The following is a 16,716-nucleotide window of genomic DNA, read 5'->3' as shown; positions in this document are numbered from 1 at the left end:
GATGGGCACAGCCGACCGGTCCGTCACCGCGGCCCACCTCCGGCGGCAGGGGCCGGCTCCGCGACCGGCGCCGAGTCCGTCTCGCCGTCCGGGCGCCGGGCGTAGGCCGCTACCGGGCCGTGCGCGAACGCCACCCCCGAGCGCGTCCGTACATGCGCCAGCGCGTAGCCCGCGGCCGCGGTCGCGACGCCCGCGACGATCGCGCCCGCCCGCCCGGCTCCGCCCGGACGGCCGAGCAGGGCGTCGCGCAGTCCGCGCACGACGCCCGCCGGGAGCACCCGCGTGGTGTACCGGCGCTCGGACTCCAACGCCTTGTCGCTGCCCACACTGCGCGCCACGAGGGCCTTCGAGAGGCCCTCGGCGTAGGTGCGCGCACGGAAGTAGCCGAAGCCCTCACGGGCTGCGGACACCTTGTGGTGGATGACGGCACGGTCGTCGATCAGCAGGACCGCGTGGGGGAGGGCCCGTGCCAGCCGGATGCACAGCTCGGTCTCCTCGCAGCCCAGGGGCCGCCGGTCGCCGTCGCGTCCGATGCCGGTGGCGAAGCCGCCTGCGGCGTCGAAGGCGGTGCGCCGGAACGAGGCGTTCCCGCCGAGGACGTTGCGTACCCGGACGCGGCCGGGCGGCAGTCCCCGGTAGGTGCAGCCCACCACCCAGTCGAACTCCTCGGGGAACCAGCGGGGCCTGCGGCCCGAGGCCCAGGCCGGCTGGGTCCTGCCGCCCACGGCCATCACGCGCGGATCGGCGTAGCCCTCGTCCACGTACCGCAGCCAGTCGGGCTCGGCCACGGCGTCGTCGTCGAGGAAGGCGACGATCTCGCCGCGGGCGGCGGCGATCCCGGTGTTGCGGCCCGCGGAGAGGCCGCGGGGGCCCGCGTTGGCGAGCACCCGCACCACCCCCTGGTCGACGCTCCCCGTGAACGTGCCGCTCAGCCGGGACAGCAGCGCCGGATTGTGGTCGACGACGAGCAGCGTCTCCAGCGCCGGGAGCGACTGCTGCCGCACCGAGGCGACCGCCGCGAGGATGTCCTCCCAGCGGTCCTCCGTGTAGACGCAGACCACGACCGAGTACGTCCGGCGAGCGGCCTGGAACGGGCTGTTCAAGACGCCTCTCCCCGTGAGGTCTTGAGGGTGAGCGCGGGCGCGCGGCGTGCCGACCGGCGCGGGACCCCCTTCTCCTTGAGGATCACTCTGAGGACCCGCAGCCCGTCCCGTACGGTGCTGAGGTTGCTGACGCCGTGGATGCGCAGGTACTCGTGGCTGGGCACTTCCTGGACGCGCAGTCCGGCCTTGACGACCCGGATGTTCATGAGGGTCTCGATCTCGAAGCCGGTGCAGTCCAGGGTGATCCGGTCCAGGCAGTGGCGCCAGAAGGCGTTGTAGCCGTAGCAGAGGTCGGTGTACCGGGCGCCGAACTTGGCGTTGACGACGGCGCACAGGACACGGTTCCCGAGTCTTCGAATGGCTGTCATGTCGTCGGTGCCGCCGCCGTTGGCGAAGCGGGAGCCCTTGGCGAAGTCGGCGCCGCCGACGAGGGCGGAGACATAGCTGACGATCTCCTGGCCGTCGGCGGAGCCGTCCGCGTCGACCATGACGATGATGTCGCCGGTGCAGGCGGCGAACCCGCTGATGAGCGCGGATCCCTTGCCCTTTCCCGCCTGCTTGACGACCTTGACGTCCGGCCGCAGCTCCCGGGCGACGTCCACGGTGCCGTCCGTGGAGTTGCCGTCGACGAGGACCACTTCATGGATCCACTCGGGCAGGGTCTTGAAGACGTACGGAAGGTTCTCCGCCTCGTTCATGGCGGGGATCACGACGCTGACCGGCGGCGTGATCGCGAGGTGCGAGGAGATCGGGCGGTACTGGGCGGGGATCCGGCCCAGTGTGACGGTGGTCTCTTGGACCGCCGGGCGCAGGAACGAGCTCATCGGTGGGTTTCCCTCTCGTCCGGTGGACCGCCCGCGGCGGGGCGGTCCGGATGAGTGTCCGGTTCGAAAGGGGGGTTCTCACCTCGGCCGTGACGGCACGGGTCCATGGCGGCACGGGTCCATGACGGCATGGACCCATGACTCACGGAGGCACGACGTCACGCGTGCGTGACGGCATGGCTCTCCGTGCCGGCCGGGTGAGTTGGCAGTGCCGGTCGCGCGGCCCGTGAGCCGGCGCATGCCCGCAGGCACGGCCGGTCACGGCACCCCCCTACCGCGCTCCGCTCGGACCCCTTCGCGATGCTCGACCCCTCCCCTGGAGTCGTCCTGCATGATGGGTCGTTGCGGGTGGATCTACGCCGGTATTGATGAATAGGACTGTATGACAAGTCCTGGAATGACGTCCCACCCTTTCTGCATCTTTTTCCTTACCGGGCCGAAATGCACAGGACTGTTCCGCATTTCGATGAGGAAGGGAAAGAAAGCGGTCGCCGTGGCATGTGTGGCGTGGCGTGGGTGAATCATGAGGTCACTGCACGTCGATAGCTGATGATCCACCAAGAAGTAGACATAAGTCCCTGATTGTTCTTGGCATGGACACTTCCGGTGAACTATGGGGCGTGCTACCACAGTTGAGGCAGAGATCCTGCTAAAGGGAGGTTCCATGAAACTGTCCCGAATCGCGGCATTCTCATCCTCACTCCTCCTCGGCGCCGTCCTCGCCCTGACCGGGGCGGGCCAGGCACAGGCCGCGCAGAGCGCGGCAGGGGACTACGTGGCCCTCGGCGACTCGTACTCCTCGGGCCTCGGCGCCGGCGCGTACCTCAGCGACAGCGGCGACTGCAAGCGCACCAACCGGGCCTACCCCGCCCTCTGGGCGGCCGTCAACGCACCGTCCTCATTCGCCTTCACCGCCTGCTCGGGCGCTGTCACGACCGATGTGACGGCGAGCCAGCTCGGACCCGTCACCTCCGCGACCGACCTCGTCTCGATCACCATCGGCGGCAACGACGCAGGCTTCGCCGACGTCATGACGACCTGCGTGCTCCAGTCCGAGAGCACCTGCATCTCCCGGGTCAACCAGGCCAAGCAGTACGTCGACAGCACCCTGCCCGGGCGGCTCGACGCGGTGTACTCGGCCATCAGATCCAAGGCACCGGCGGCACACGTCGTCGTCATCGGCTATCCCCGCTTCTACAAGCTGAACGGCAACTGCGTCACAGGCCTCACCGAGAACGAGCGCGCCGCGATCAACGGCGGCGCGGACCACCTCAACGCCGCCATCGCCAAGCGGGCCGCCGACCACGGATACACCTTCGCCGATGTCGTCCCGACCTTCACCGGGCACGAGATCTGCTCCGGCGCCGCCTGGCTGCACAGCGTCAACTGGCTGAACATCAGCGAGTCGTACCACCCCACCCAGTCCGGACAGTCGGGCGGCTACCTGCCCACGTTCAACGGCGCGGTGTGAGCGGGTCCGCAGAGCCTGCGGGATCCACCACCGCATAGGAGGGCTCGCCCGTCGGAGACGGAGACTCCTCCTCGCACGTCACCGAGAACGCCACCCAGTTCGAGCGTGCCCCGACCGGACTCCGGACCTCCAGCCGGATCCGGTCGTGGTGCGTCGCGTTCTCCGCGTATGTCCGCTCGATGTGGGCGACACGCTGCGACGTCCCCTTCCCGGCCGGGAAGTCGAGCGTCTTCCATCCCCCGCCAGAGCCCTTCCCGCTCTCCGTCACCCACCGGTACGTGACGGACGCCGGCGTACGCCCCACGGTGACCGTCGCGGTGAAAGCGGGCGCCTCCGCCTCCGGCGGGGGGCAGGAGCCGCTGTAGCTGCCCGTCACGGCCTGGGCGTACACATGGACGGTCTGCTGCGGAGGCGTCGCCGTCGCGGAGCCGGCGCCGCCCGTGGGCGCGGTGTCCGTGGTGCTCGGCGTACCCGGTGTGCCGGGAGTGCCGCCGGACGGGTCGTCACCGGTCGCCGAGGGGCCGGCGGTCCCACCGCCGCTCGCTCCGCCGTTCGCCGCACCGTTGCCTGCGCCGCCGGTGCTGCCGCCGTTGCCGTTGCCGTTGCCGTTGCCGTAGCCGTTGCCGTAGCCGCCGAGGAGCGCGTAGCCGAGGCCGCCGATCGACAGCAGCAGTACGGCGATACCCGCGACCAGCGCTGCCCTGGCGCGCCGTGGCCGCTCGGGCGGGACGGCGAGTGCTCCGGTCGGCGGTGTGGGCGGCCCGAAACCGCCCGCGGGAGCCGTAGCGGCCGTCGGCGCGGCCGGGCTGACCGTCGTGGCGTACGGGCCGGAAGACGGCACGGGAGTGGACCCCGTGCGCGGTGTGCCGCCGGCCCCCACGATCCGCAGCTCACGGTCGGCCTCCCGGGCCGACAGCCGTGCCGCCGGATCCTTGCGCAGCAGTCCCTCGATGACCGGGGCCAGCGCACCCGCCCGGCGCGGCGGCGGCAACTCCTCGTCGACGACCGCCCGCAGCGTGCTCAGCGGCGTGTCCTGGCGGAACGGGGTGACCCCCTCGACGGCCGCGTACAGCAGCACCCCGAGCGACCAGAGATCGGACTCCGCGCCCGGAGTGCGCCCGAGCGCCCGCTCCGGAGCGAGGAACTCCGGGGATCCGACCAGCTCTCCGGTCATCGTCAGATTCGACGTGCCCTCGACCATGGCGATCCCGAAGTCGGTGAGCACCACCCGGCCGTCGTTGGCGAGCAGGACGTTCCCGGGCTTCACGTCCCGGTGCAGCACCCCCGCCTCATGAGCCCCGCGCAGCGCGGCGAGCACCTCCGCCCCGATGTGCGCGGCGCGCCGCGGCGCCATGGGCCCCTCGGCGTCGAGCACCTCGGCGAGCGAGAGCCCGCGGATCAGCTCCATCACGATCCACGGGCGGCCGTCGTGCGACGCCACGTCGTAGACCGTGACCACATTGCGCTGGGAGATCCGGGCGGCCGCCCAGCCCTCGCGCTCCAGGCGCGCGTACAGCCGCTGCACATCGGTGGCGCCGAGCCCGGCGGGCGCCCGGACCTCCTTGATCGCGACCTCCCGGCCGAGCAGCTCGTCCCGGGCGCGCCACACCACGCCCATGCCGCCCTCGCCGAGCCGGCCCAGCAGCCGGTACCGGTCCGCGATCAGCGTCCCGTCGCCGGCCCGTCCGCCGGCCCGTCCGCCGTCTCGTCCGCAGTCCCTTTCGCCGTCCGGCACTTCGCTCATGGCGAGCCCCCCATCCGCAGCAGAGCGACCATCACGGTGGAAACCCCTCCAAGCTAGCTCAACTGATGGCCCCTGCGGCCCCCCTGAACACCAATCCGCAACCCAGTACGAGGACGGCGACGGCTGTGCTCAACGGAGCGGTGCGATGCAGGAAGGCGACGAGCCGCCCACCGCGCCGCCCGTCGCCCCGCCGCCGCGCCAGCCAGCGCCCCGCCCGCTCCCCGAGCCGTACGACGGCGAACCCCGCCGCGGTGAGCGTGAGGGCCAGCCCGGCGCCGTACGCGACGACGAGCAGCAGCCCGAACCAGGCGTGCCCGAGGGCCGCGGCGCCGACGAGCACGACGACGGCGGAGGGACTGGGGACGAGGCCGCCGGCGAAGCCGAGCAGGACGGCGCGGCGGAGCGGCTGGGAGGGGCGCTCGTGCGTGTGCTCGTGGTTGTGGTTGTGGCCGTGGCCGTGGTGATGAGCGTGGCCGTGGCCGCCCGGCAGATGGACGTGGGTGTGACCGTGCGCATGGCCGTGTGCCCGCTGGTGCCAGGCCCGGCGTACGAGCACCGCTCCGGCGACCGTGACCAGGACACCGCTCACCACGCCCAGCCAGCCGACGACCGACGGGCCGACGGCCGAGCCGGCCGCCACGAGGGCGCCCAGGGCGAAGACCCCGAGCGTGTGGGTCACGGTCACGGAGGCGCCCAGGACCAGGACGTTCCGCAGCGAACTCCGTCCGCCCGCCGCCGCGGCCGCGGCCATCAGCGTCTTGCCGTGGCCGGGGGCGAGGGCATGCAGTGCCCCGAGGCCCACGGCCACGGCGAGCGCGAGCGCGGCGAACGAGAGCGTGAGCTCGCGCCGTTCGACGAGCCCGGTCAGCGCCTGCGTCCAGCGGTCCGCGCCGCGCGGCAGCACCGACGGGGGCGGGGCGGCGGCCCCGTCGTCGCCCTCGTCCGCGGTCAGGGCGGGGCCGCCCGGAACGGCCGTGACCGCCGCGCTCGTACGGTCGGGCGGCGAGTCTAGGAGACCCGTCGGGTACGACGCCAGCCTGCGCGACACGGACTTCTGCGGCACGTCCGATGACGTGAGGGTCCTACGGTCCCCTCGGGCCGTGATCTCGTGCCAGCCGGGGCCCTCGGCGCCGGCCGCAGCGGCCGTGAAGCCGATGGACACGGCGCCGCGTTCGGGCAGCGGGGCGGTCATACGGCACTCGACGCGGAGCGTCGGCAGCCCCGCCTGACCGGGACGGACCTCGGCCCGCGCGGTGTCCGCGGCGAGTGCCACCGCGCGCCCGTCGACACGCAGCCGCGCATCGCGGGAGGCGGCCGCGCAGCGTGCCTTCGCCCACGCCGCCAGCTCGCCGCGCGAGAGCTCCCGCGGGCGGATCCGGGCGGCCGGGATCTCGGCCAGGTCCTCGACGTGGTCGACCGTCAACGCGCGCGGGGAGACGACGAGCCCGTCGTAGCGGTTGACGGTGAAGTTGCCGAGAGGGTGGGCGGCGGCGGGGGCCGCGGCAGCGGCCAGCAGCGCCGCGGCGCCGACCGCGGCCGCGACGAGCCCCCGGACGGCGCGCCATCGCGCGGACGCCCGCGGACCCCGTTCCGGGGGCTCCGCCCCCGGCCCTGCAACGGGGCTCCGCCCCGCACCCCGTTCCGGGGGCTCCGCCCCCGCACCCCCGGTCCTCAAGCGCCGGACGGGCTGGAGGACGGGGCTCTGCTCCGGATCCCTCGTGCTTGGGCGCCGGACGGGCTGGAGAGCAGGGCTCCGCTCACGGTCCCCGGTCCTCAAACGCCGGACGGGCTGGAGGCCGGGGCTCTGCTCGGGATCCCTCGTGTTCGGGTGCTGGATGGGCTGGAGAGCAGGGGTCTGCTCGGGGTCCTCGGTCCTCAAACGCAGGATGGGCTGGAGTCCGGGGGGCCGCTCGGGATCCCTCGTGTTCGGGTGCTGGATGGGCTGGAGAGCAGGGGTCTGCTCGGGGTCCTCGGTCCTTAAACGCCGGATGGGCTGGAGTCCGGGGGGCCGCTCGGGATCCCTCGTGTTCGGGTGCTGGATGGGCTGGAGAACGGGGTTCCGCTCACGGTCCCCGGTCCTTAAACGCCGGACGGGCTGGAGTCCGGGGGTCTGCTCGGGGTTCCCCGTGTTCGGGTGCTGGATGGGCTGGAAAGCAGGGCTCTGCTCGGGATCCCTCGTGCTCGGACGCCGGACGGGCTGGTGACCGGGGTTCCGCTCGGGGTCCCCTGCGCTCGGGCGTTGGACGGGCTGGTGACCGGGGGTCCGCTCAAGGTCCCCCGTGCTCGGGCGCCGGGCGGGCTGGAGACCGGGGCTCTGTTTCAGGTCGCCGGTTCCCGAGCGCCGGGCGGGCCCGGTCCCTTCGGCCGGGGCGGGGTTCGGGGCGGAGCCCCGGGGCGGGAAGGGGCGGGGTGGGGAGGAGGCCCGCCGCGGGCGCCCGCCGACGCGTCCCCCGCTCATGACGCCCCCTCCGGCGCATCCAGCGCATCCAGCGCATCCAGCGCACCCAGCGCATCAAGGGCGCGCCGCGCCTCGACCGAACCCGTCGGGGAGAACGCGGGGTTGAGCCGCAGCGCCCGGGACAGCGAGTCCCGTGCCGCCGCCGTGTCGCCGGCCGCCCGCTCGATCATCCCCCGGTGGTACAGGAACACGGCGTTGCGGTAGCCGGTCGCGGTCGCCCGCCGGGCGTGGGGGAGTGCCTCGGCGGAGCGGCCGGAGCGGTGCAGGGCCCACGCCAGCGCGTCCTCCGTGTGGACCGTGCGGCGGCGCTGCCACTCCGCCCGTGCGGCCCGCAGGGCGTCCGCGCGGTCGCCGTGGTCCGCCGCGGCGAGTGCGGTGTCCAGGTCGGGGTTGACGCCGCCGGCGCGGGCGAGCTCCGTCCAGGTGCCGATCAGCGCGTACTGATCCTCGGCACGCGCACGCTGCCCGGTCGCCTCGTACAGCTCACCGAGTGCGACGAGCCGTCCGGGCAGCGGGGCGAGCCGGGTGAGACCCTCGAACTCCTTGACGGCGCCCCGGAGATCGCCCTGGCCGGCCAGGGCCCGCGCCCGGCAGTCCCGCGCCTCCTGATGGCCGGGTTCGGCCCTGAGCGCATGCCCGCAGCGGCGCAGCGCCTCCGCGTAGTCGCCTTCGTTCCAGGCGAGTTGGCCGAGCGCGGTCGCTGTGTACGCGATGTCCGCGGGACGGACCGCCGAGGCCAGTGCGAGCTCCAGCACGCGCCGGGCCTCCTTCGTGTCACCGCGCAGCTCGTGGAAGTACGCGAACCGCGTGAAGACGGGGATCCCGGGGCGACGGGCGTCCGCCGTCCTCGCGGCGGCCGACGCCTCGCCGTAGCGGCCGAGTTCGACGAGCGCGTCGATCCGCACGGCAAGGCCGCGCTCGCTGTACGGATTGACGGCGAGCGCCCGCTCCGCGTCGCGCAGCGCCGCCGTGAAGTCGTGCCGCGCCGCGGCGAGCGCGGCACGGCCCGCGAGGGCGTCGGCGTTCTCGTCCGGGCGGAGCCGAAGGGAGCGCCCGAACGCCTCCTCGGCCTGCGGGTACCGCGACGGGTCACCGCCCGCCCTCGCCTCCTCCACATAGGCGGCCCCGAGTGCCGCCCAGGCCGTCGCGTCCTTCGGCCGGGTCCTGAGATGGTCCTGCAACGGCCGGAGGTCCTGCCGGGTGCCCGTCCCGAGGGCCGCCCCGGCCGCCGCCGGGGCGGCGGGGGCCTCGCCCGCGCCGCCCACGACCGCTCCCGCGGCCGTCAGCGCGAGGGCCAGCCCCGCCACCCCGGCTCCGAGCCGCCACATCCGGCCGCCCGAGAGGGGCATCACATCGCCCTCCCGCCACGCCGCATGCGCCACCACGCCAGGCCGAGTGCCACGAGCACGAGGCCGGCGCCCGCTGCCGTCAGCGAGGCGGTCACCAGGGTGTCGTCACCGTCCGCCGCCGACGTCAGCTCGGCCGTGCCGCCGCCCAGCTGACTCCGGTCGCCGCCGTCCTGCCCCTGCCCTTGCCCCTGGGCCTGGGGGCCGTCCGAACCCGACACCGGCAGGGCGACGTACGGGAAGCTCTCGCCGAAGGGCTGGTCGTTGGCGTCGACGGCGTCGCCCAAGTCGTTCTTCTGGCCGAGCAGTTCGCCCTCCACGACCTGGAGCGAGATGTCGAGGACGTCGTCGCTCAGCCGGCGCCCGTTCGGGAACCCCGCGTTGTCCCCGTCGAGCACCCCGAGCCGCTTCGGCTCTGCGGCCGGCGGGATCGCGGTGTTCAGGCGCAGCGCCTCGGCGGGCCGGACGTCCGGCGGCTGGTTGAGGTCCTCGACCCCGGTGAGGAAGACCGACACGAGGTCGTTGCGGGGCTCCTGCGGAGCGTCGATCTTGTAGATCGCCTCGATCAGCCTCGGCAGCTCGGGTTCGGTGACGAAGGGCAGGAAGTCCCCGTCGTTCCAGGGCGAGGACGCGTTGAACGAATCCTTGGCCTTCAGCGGTACGACGACCTCGTTGACGAGCGGCATCCCGAGCCGCGACACCTGGGTCCAGTGGCCGCTCGCGTTCTTGCGGTGGGTGGTGGACCAGATGCCGATCACCGGCTGTCCTGACGACTGCCGGATGTGCTCCGACGGGACCTGGAGTGCGATCGTGTTGACGTTGTATCCCTTGAGGGTGTCCCGGCCGACCTCCGACAGGTCGCCCCCGTAGAGCAGATCGAAGACGCGCAGGTCGAGGAAGAACGGGTCGTCGGCCTGGCCGGCGAACACCGTGCTGCCGTCGGGCAGTTCGCGTACCGCCTGCCCGCGCAGTTGCGCATAGTCCGGCATGGATGCTTTGCCCACGTTCGAGGGGGCGACCGGCGCATCGTCGGCGATCTTGGTGGTGGAGATCACATGCTGATTCCGCAGCCGCAGCAGCTCGATGTCGTACGTCTGCCGGATGTTGAGGTCGGTGTCGTCGAGGCTGGTCACCGGACCCGTGTTGTAGAGGAACGTGTCGCCGTTGCGGACGTGGTCCTTGAACGTCCAGCGGTAGAGCAGGTCGCCTTGGGCGTCGCCGTCCGAGTCGATATGGATGTCGTAGCGGGCGTCGTGCGCGAAGCGGTGGAAGTTCGGGCCGCCGGCGGGCTCCTCGAACGGCAGCCAGTTGGCGACGATCGTCGTCGTGTCCGGCTTGTCCGGGCTCACGAAGGCGTACACATCGGTGTTGTCGTACTGCGGCTGGCCCGAGACCAGCGGGGCCTCGCGGTGGCTGGAGGCGTTGGCCGCCTCCGGCGCGAGGCTGGTGGTGACACCGGCGGCCGCGAGCCCCCCGGCGGCCAGTGCACCGCAGACGAGTGCGGCGAGACTCCTGCGCCCCCGAGTCCCCCGTGCGCTCCTGTTGACAGTGGTCATCGCATCCGTCCTGTTCCTGAGCGAGCTGTCCGGAACTGCTGATGACCTGCATTCGGAGGCGGCGGGTGCGAGGATTGGTCCGGATCCCGGGCTCTCGGGCCGGGCCACCCGGTGTCCAACTCGCCCTGGAATCAGATGGATTGATCGAACACGCGTCAACCCCCGTACGAGTGTGGTGAATCCTGCGACCGGGATACACGGGTGTCACTGCGGGGCGATAGGGTTAACCTGCCCGGGCCGGGTGCCCTCGTACGGGTGGGGAGTGACATGGATCAGATAACAATGCGCAGCAGGCCGCGAGTGCCTGCCATCACCTGCGGGAGCAGTGCGACCAGCTCGCGTCTCGACCGCCATCTCTCGGTGCTGGGCGGCCCCGCCGTCCCGCAGCGCGAGGCGGCAGAGGCGACATCGCTGATGCGCGAGCTGACGACGCGTGATGTGGCGCACGGTCACGGCCGCAAGAGCGCGCGCGTCTCGCTCTTCGCGCCGCTGCGCCGACTGCGGCGCTCGCTGTTCGGCAGCCGAGGCCAGTAGCCCCACGGGGTGACCGACCGCGGCGCCGGGCTCGCGTGATCACGCGCACCCGACCTCCCCACCGGTTCGCCTCGGGGCGCCTGAGCCGGTGCCGACGGTCGCCCACCCCAGTGCCCCTCCACCTCTTCACCCCTCGCCCGCTCTCCGTCCCGGCGGTCCCCACCCGGCCCCCGGGGCGGAGAGCGGGCGAGCTGCAGAGCCAGGGGTGCCACAGAGGCAGGGGTGCTACAGAGGCAGGGGCGGCAGCTTCGTCTCGTACAGCCACCGCGTGAAGAGCTTGTCCAGCGGCCGCGGCGAGTGCTGCCGCGCCAGGGCGATGAACTCCTCCGTGGTCACCACGCCGTGCCGCCGCGTCGAGGTCCACTCCCGCAGCAGTGCCACGAAGGGCGCGTGCCCGATCTCCGTGCGCAGCGCGTGCAGGGTCAGCGCCCCCCGCTCGTAGACCCGGTCGTCGAACAGCCTCCGCAGCCCCGGATCGGCGACCTTGATGTCCTGCCGCAACAGCGCGAGCCGCGCTCGGGACTCGGCCGCCTTCGCCGTCGCCGACGGGCCTCCGGACATCTCGGACCACAGCCACTCCGCGTACTTCGCGAAGCCCTCGTTGAGCCAGATGTGCCGCCAGTCGGCGACGGTCAGGCTGTTGCCGAACCACTGGTGGGCCAGTTCGTGCGCGACCAGCCGTTCGCTGCCGCGCCTGCCGTCGACGTGGTTGGCCCCGAAGATCGACAGGCCCTGCGCCTCGACCGGTACGTCCAGCTCCTCGTCGACCACCACCACCGCGTAGTCGTCGAAGGGATACGGGCCGAAGAGGTCCGTGAACACCGTCATCATCTGCGGCTGCCGGGCGAAGTCGTGCTCGAATCGCCCCAGCAGCGCGTGCGGCACCGCCGCAGGCTGGGGCACGGCGCCCGAGTGCGCCACGTCGACCAGCTCGTACGGTCCTATCTGGACCGTCGCGAGATAGCTCGCCATCGGAGCGGGCTGCTCGTACACCCACGTGGTCGTGGAGGCGCTGATCGTGCGGGAGGTCAGCGAGCCGTTCGCGATCACCGTGTACGGCGACGGCGCGGTGACCGCGATCCGGTAGGGCGCCTTGTCGTCCGGGCGGTCGTTGCACGGGAACCAGGAACGCGCTCCGCTGGGCTGCGAGGCGACCAGGGAGCCCTCGTCGAGCTGCTCCCAGCCGAGGTCGCCCCAGTCGCGGGTGCGGACGGGCTGCGGCACGCCGGTGTAGCGGACCTCCACGGTGAAGGCGGCGCCGGCGCGCAGCGGGCGCGCCGGACGTATCCGCAGCTTGTCGGCGCGGTGCGTGTACCGGGCCGGGCGGCCGCCGTCCACCAGCACCTTGGTCAGGCGGAACTGCCCGAGGTCGAGGACGACCTCGGGCAGCGCCCGCTCGGCGACGGCGCTGATCCTGGCCCGGCCGGCGAGCCGGCCGGTGTGCGGACGGTAGTCCAGCTCCAGGTCGTACTCCGTGGTCCGGTAGCCGCTGTCTCCGTGCTGCGGCAGATACGAATCCGACACCGTCGTGCTTCCTCCGGTCTTGCCCTGTGCCAAGTGCTCCGTGCCGTGCTGTGCGCTCGGGCCGCCGGTGGTCACTTCCGCCATGCCGCGATCGGGTTGCCCAGCCAGCGGGTGTCCGCGGGCACGCTCTCCCCGCGCATCACCAGCGACGCCGGGCCGACCGCCGCGCGGTCGCCGATCACCGCGCCGGGCAGCGCGATGCCGTGCGGACCGAGCGTGGCACCGGCTCCGAGGAGGACATTGTCCATGCGCATGATCCGGTCGTGGAAGAGGTGGGTCTGCACGACGCAGCCCCGGTTGACGCTCGCGCCGCCGCCGACGGTGACGAGGTCGGCCTCCGGCAGCCAGTACGTCTCGCACCAGGCACCGCGGCCGATGCGGGCACCGAGGCCGCGCAGCCACAGGTTCATCAGCGGGGTGCCGCCGATCGCGCCGACCAGCCACGGCACCGCGAGCACCTCGACGAAGGTGTCGGCGAGCTCGTTGCGCCACACGAACGACGACCACAGCGGGTGCTCCACCGCCCGGAACCTGCCGACCAGCAGCCACTTCATCGCGATCGCGACCACACAGGCCACCAGACCCGCGGCCGCAAGCACCGCGCCGCCGGACAGCACCGCGACCGGATAGCCGTAGCGCCCGGCCAGCCAGGTGAAGGACCCGAACGCGAGCACGGCGAGCGCGACGCCGCACATCACCGGCACGGCACGGAACAGCTCGACGCCCGCCCGCGCCCACTTCAGCCGCCTCGGCGGGGCGAAGGTGCGGCTCTGGTCGCCCTCCTCCACCGCCCGGGGCAGCTTCATCGGCGGCATTCCGAGCCAGGACGAGCCGGGCTTCGCCCGCTTCGGGGTCGCCGACAGCACGCCCACGAGGCCCCGCTTGGGCACCCGGCGGCCGGCGGCGGTCATCCCGGAGTTGCCGAGGAAGGCGCGCTTGCCGACGCGGGCCTCGGCGATGTGCAGCCAGCCGCCGCCCAGCTCGTACGAGGCGACCATGGTGTCGTCGGCGAGGAAGGCCCCGTCGCCGACGGTGGTCATCGCGGGCAGCGCCAGCACGGTCGAAGCCTCCACCCCGCGGCCGACCTTCATCCCGAGCGCCCGCAGCCACACGGGCGTGAAGAGGCTCGCGTACAGCGGGAAGAGATGCACCCGGGCCATGTCCATCAACCGCTCGGTCGCCCATGCCTGCCAGGCGACGCGGCCGTGCACCGGGTGGTAGCCCTCGCGCAGCCCGAGCGCCAGCGCCCGCACGCCGGCGAGGATCAGCAGCGCATACGTGATCACCGAGGCGACCGTGGCGAGCGGGACGGCGGCCAGCGCCGCCGCCATCGCCTCGCCGATGCCGGTGCGGCCGCGCAGGAAGGTACCGATCACCAGCAGTCCGGGGAGTGCGGCGAGGGCCGGCAGCACGCCGAGCACCAGCGAGGACACCGAGTAGACGGTGGTCCAGCGGCGCTTGCGCACCGGGCGCCCGCCGGCCGGGACATGGCGGTTGGCCCTGCCCTTGCGGGAGGCCGGGACGCCGGACCAGCGTTCACCCGCCGGGACGGCGCCGGTCACCCCGGAGCCGGGGGCGACCTCGGCCCGCTTGCCGACGCGCGCACCCGGGAAGAGGGTGCTGCGGGCGCCGACGGTGGCGCCCGCGCCGATCCGTACGGTGCCGATGCGCAGCCGGTCGCCGTCGAGCCAGTGGCCCGACAGGTCCACCTCCGGCTCGACCGCGGCGCCCTTGCCGAGGCGCAGCATGCCGGTCACCGGCGGCAGGGAGTGCAGATCGACGTCCTCCGCGATGCGGACGCCGAGCGCCCGCGCGTAGTAGGTGAGCCAGGCGCCGGCGAGACTCGTCGCGCCGCTCAGCTCGACGAACCGCTCGGCCGTCCACAGCCGCAGGTGGGTGCTGCCGCCGCGGGCGTACGTGCCGGGGCGCACGCCGCGCAGCAGCAGCCGCGCACCGCCCGCCGCGATCACGATCCGCCCGGGCGGGCTGCCGACGAGCAGCCAGCCGAACGCCACCCACCACCAGGAGACGGTGGGCGCCCAGGGCAGTCCGACGATGTTGTTGACGGCGGCCGCGACGACGCCCCAGCGCAGTCCGGCGACGCCGAGCAGCGGCAGCATCAGCAGGATCTGGACGACGCCGGTCCACCGCGGGACCGGTCGTACCGTTCGGGTCTTGGCGCCGGCGGCGGACTCTGCCTCCAGCGTTCCGGCAAGCGCGCCGAGCGTCGGGTTCTGGTAGATGTCGCCGACGGAGCCGGTGCCGTACCGCTCGCGGATCCGCGACACGAGCTGGGCGGCGGCCAGGCTGCCGCCGCCGTTGGCGAAGAAGTCCGCGTCGGCGCCGGTCACGGGGGCGCCCAGCAGCTCGCGCCACTGCTCGGCGAGCCACGCCTCGGTCTCGGTGAGAGCGGCCGTGCCGCCTTCGGTGTCCGCCCCGCTGTCCGGGAGCGGCCAGGGCAGCGCGTTGCGGTCCACCTTGCCGGACGTGCGGGTCGGCAGATCGTCGACGACGGCGATGACGGGCACGAGCGCCGCGGGAAGCTCCTTGCGCAGCCGCTCCAGGGCGTCCCCGGCGTCGAACCCGGACTCGGGCCAGGTATCGCCCGGCACGACGTAGCCGACCAGGAGCTGGTGGCCCGCGGCCGTCGTACGGACCGCAGCGGCGGCGCCCGCCACGCCCGGGAGGGCCTGGAGGGCGGCGTCGATCTCGCCGAGCTCGATCCGCCGGCCGCCGAGTTTGATCTGCTCGTCGGCGCGGCCGACGAAGAGCAGGCCCTCGGGCTCCGCGCGCACGAGGTCGCCGCTGCGGTAGGCGCGGGACCAGTTCAGGGCGGGCAGCGGGGCGTACTTCTCGGCGTCCTTGGCGGGGTCCAGGTAGCGGGCCAGACCGACGCCGCCGATGACGAGTTCACCGGTCTCGCCCATGGGCAGCACCTCGCCCCGGCCGTCGACGACCGCGAGCTCCCAGCCGTCGAGGGGGAGTCCGATGCGCACCGGGCCCTCGCCGGTCAGCGGGGCCGCGCAGGCGACGACCGTGGCCTCGGTGGGGCCGTAGGTGTTCCAGACCTCGCGCCCGGGGACGGCCATGCGCTCGGCCAGCTCGGGCGGGCACGCCTCGCCGCCGAAGATCAGCAGCCGTACCTCGTCGAGCGCCTCGGCGGGCCACAGCGCGGCAAGTGTGGGGACCGTCGACACGACGGTGATGCGCTGTTCGACCAGCCAGGGGCCGAGGTCGAGGCCGGTGCGGACGAGGGAACGCGGGGCGGGGACCAGGCATGCGCCGTGGCGCCAGGCCAGCCACATCTCCTCGCAGGAGGCGTCGAAGGCGACGGACAGCCCGGCGAGCACACGGTCGCCCGGGCCCAGGGGGGCGTCCGTCAGGAACAGCCGCGCCTCGGCGTCGACGAAGGCCGCCGCGCTGCGGTGGGTGACCGCGACGCCCTTGGGCTTTCCGGTCGAGCCGGAGGTGAAGATGATCCAGGCGTCGTCGCCGGGAGCGGGCCTGCGGCCGGTGGCTCCGGAAGGCGTACCGCTCGCCGCGATGCTCCGGCCCGCGCCGATCACGGCGCTCACGGCCGCCTCGCCGAAGACGAGTTCGGCGCGCTCGTCGGGGTCCTCGGCGTCGACCGGGACGTACGCGGCGCCCGCCGCGAGGACGGCGAGGATGGACACGTACAGGTCGGCGGTCCCGGACGGGACGCGCACGCCGACCCGGTCGCCGGTGCCGATGCCGGCTTCGGCGAGCCGCAGCCCGAGCGCCTCGACCTCGTCGAGGAGGGCGGAATACGTCAGGGGCGCCAGGCCGTCGTCGACGGCCAGGGAGTCCGGGTGCCGGCGCGCCGTCTCGTCGAGGATGTCGAGGAGGGTGCGCTCGGCGGGGGCGCCACCGGCGACGAAGAGCGCCGGTTCCGGTACGGGGGCGCCGTCGAGCAGCGGGTCGAGCAGGGCCGGGGTACCAGGGACGACGGTCATGCAGCGTGCCGATCGCCGAACGATATTGCGCACGGCTCGTTCCTACGCATATATCTCACTCTCCGTTCGCCCAGTGGTGCGCTGCGTTGTTGCGCGCACGGCAAACGAGGAGTTTATCCAGCGTTCGAGCGACTCGCCTGTTGTGCCCGCCGCGGGCGGGGTCTTCCCGGACACTTGCACCG

At 73.3% G+C, this 16,716-nt stretch carries 10 protein-coding genes; 2 read left to right on the top strand and 8 right to left on the bottom strand.

What is annotated here, in order from left to right; genetic code table 11:
* Positions 1-23: 23 nt before the first annotated feature.
* Complete coding sequence (locus KK483_RS05945) at positions 24-1,103, bottom strand: glycosyltransferase family 2 protein (protein WP_262004158.1); 1,080 nt, start codon at positions 1,101-1,103, stop codon at positions 24-26.
* The gene (locus tag KK483_RS05940) at positions 1,100-1,927 is read right to left on the bottom strand and encodes a glycosyltransferase family 2 protein (RefSeq protein WP_262004157.1); all 828 of its coding nucleotides are present in this window, start codon (positions 1,925-1,927) and stop codon (positions 1,100-1,102) included. Before KK483_RS05940 ends, KK483_RS05945 begins: the two co-directional genes overlap by 4 nt.
* 664 nt (positions 1,928-2,591) lie before the next feature.
* On the opposite strand from KK483_RS05940, the gene KK483_RS05935 reads away from it, so the two are divergent.
* A complete protein-coding gene (locus KK483_RS05935) occupies positions 2,592-3,398 on the top strand; it encodes an SGNH/GDSL hydrolase family protein (RefSeq protein ID WP_262004156.1) in 807 nt (268 codons plus the stop codon).
* Here the strand turns inward: KK483_RS05935 and KK483_RS05930 are convergent.
* The 4 genes from KK483_RS05930 to KK483_RS05915 all read right to left on the bottom strand — a co-directional run bounded on the left by KK483_RS05930 (position 3,382) and on the right by KK483_RS05915 (position 10,502).
* Entirely contained in the window at positions 3,382-5,142 is a 1,761-nt protein-coding gene (locus tag KK483_RS05930; RefSeq protein ID WP_262004155.1) for a serine/threonine-protein kinase, read from the bottom strand. The genes KK483_RS05935 and KK483_RS05930 overlap by 17 nt on opposite strands.
* A gap of 58 nt (positions 5,143-5,200) precedes the next feature.
* The gene (locus tag KK483_RS05925; protein WP_262009358.1) at positions 5,201-6,658 is read right to left on the bottom strand and encodes a sulfite exporter TauE/SafE family protein; all 1,458 of its coding nucleotides are present in this window, start codon (positions 6,656-6,658) and stop codon (positions 5,201-5,203) included.
* 938 nt (positions 6,659-7,596) lie between these two features.
* Positions 7,597-8,949, bottom strand: coding sequence for a hypothetical protein (locus KK483_RS05920; RefSeq protein WP_262004154.1), 1,353 nt, complete (start codon positions 8,947-8,949; stop codon positions 7,597-7,599).
* Positions 8,949-10,502, bottom strand: coding sequence for a DUF4331 domain-containing protein (locus KK483_RS05915; protein WP_262004153.1), 1,554 nt, complete (start codon positions 10,500-10,502; stop codon positions 8,949-8,951). The genes KK483_RS05920 and KK483_RS05915 overlap by 1 nt, the downstream gene beginning before the upstream one ends.
* A gap of 267 nt (positions 10,503-10,769) precedes the next feature.
* On the opposite strand from KK483_RS05915, the gene KK483_RS05910 reads away from it, so the two are divergent.
* On the top strand, positions 10,770-11,036 hold the full coding sequence (locus KK483_RS05910) for a hypothetical protein (protein WP_262004152.1): 267 nt from the start codon (positions 10,770-10,772) through the stop codon (positions 11,034-11,036).
* A gap of 225 nt (positions 11,037-11,261) precedes the next feature.
* On the opposite strand, the gene KK483_RS05905 is transcribed toward KK483_RS05910, so the two are convergent.
* Together KK483_RS05905 and KK483_RS05900 are read right to left on the bottom strand one after the other, a co-directional pair.
* Positions 11,262-12,644, bottom strand: a complete 1,383-nt coding sequence (locus KK483_RS05905; RefSeq protein WP_262004151.1) for a M1 family metallopeptidase — start codon at positions 12,642-12,644, stop codon at positions 11,262-11,264.
* On the bottom strand, positions 12,632-16,534 hold the full coding sequence (locus tag KK483_RS05900) for a Pls/PosA family non-ribosomal peptide synthetase (protein WP_262004150.1): 3,903 nt from the start codon (positions 16,532-16,534) through the stop codon (positions 12,632-12,634). The genes KK483_RS05905 and KK483_RS05900 overlap by 13 nt, the downstream gene beginning before the upstream one ends.
* Positions 16,535-16,716 lie beyond the last annotated feature (182 nt).

Source organism: Streptomyces sp. FIT100 (genome assembly GCF_024584805.1).
Classification (GTDB): Bacteria; Actinomycetota; Actinomycetes; order Streptomycetales; family Streptomycetaceae; genus Streptomyces.
The sequence above is the reverse complement of the archived record's forward strand: the minus strand, read 5'-3'. Positions and strand labels throughout refer to the sequence as shown.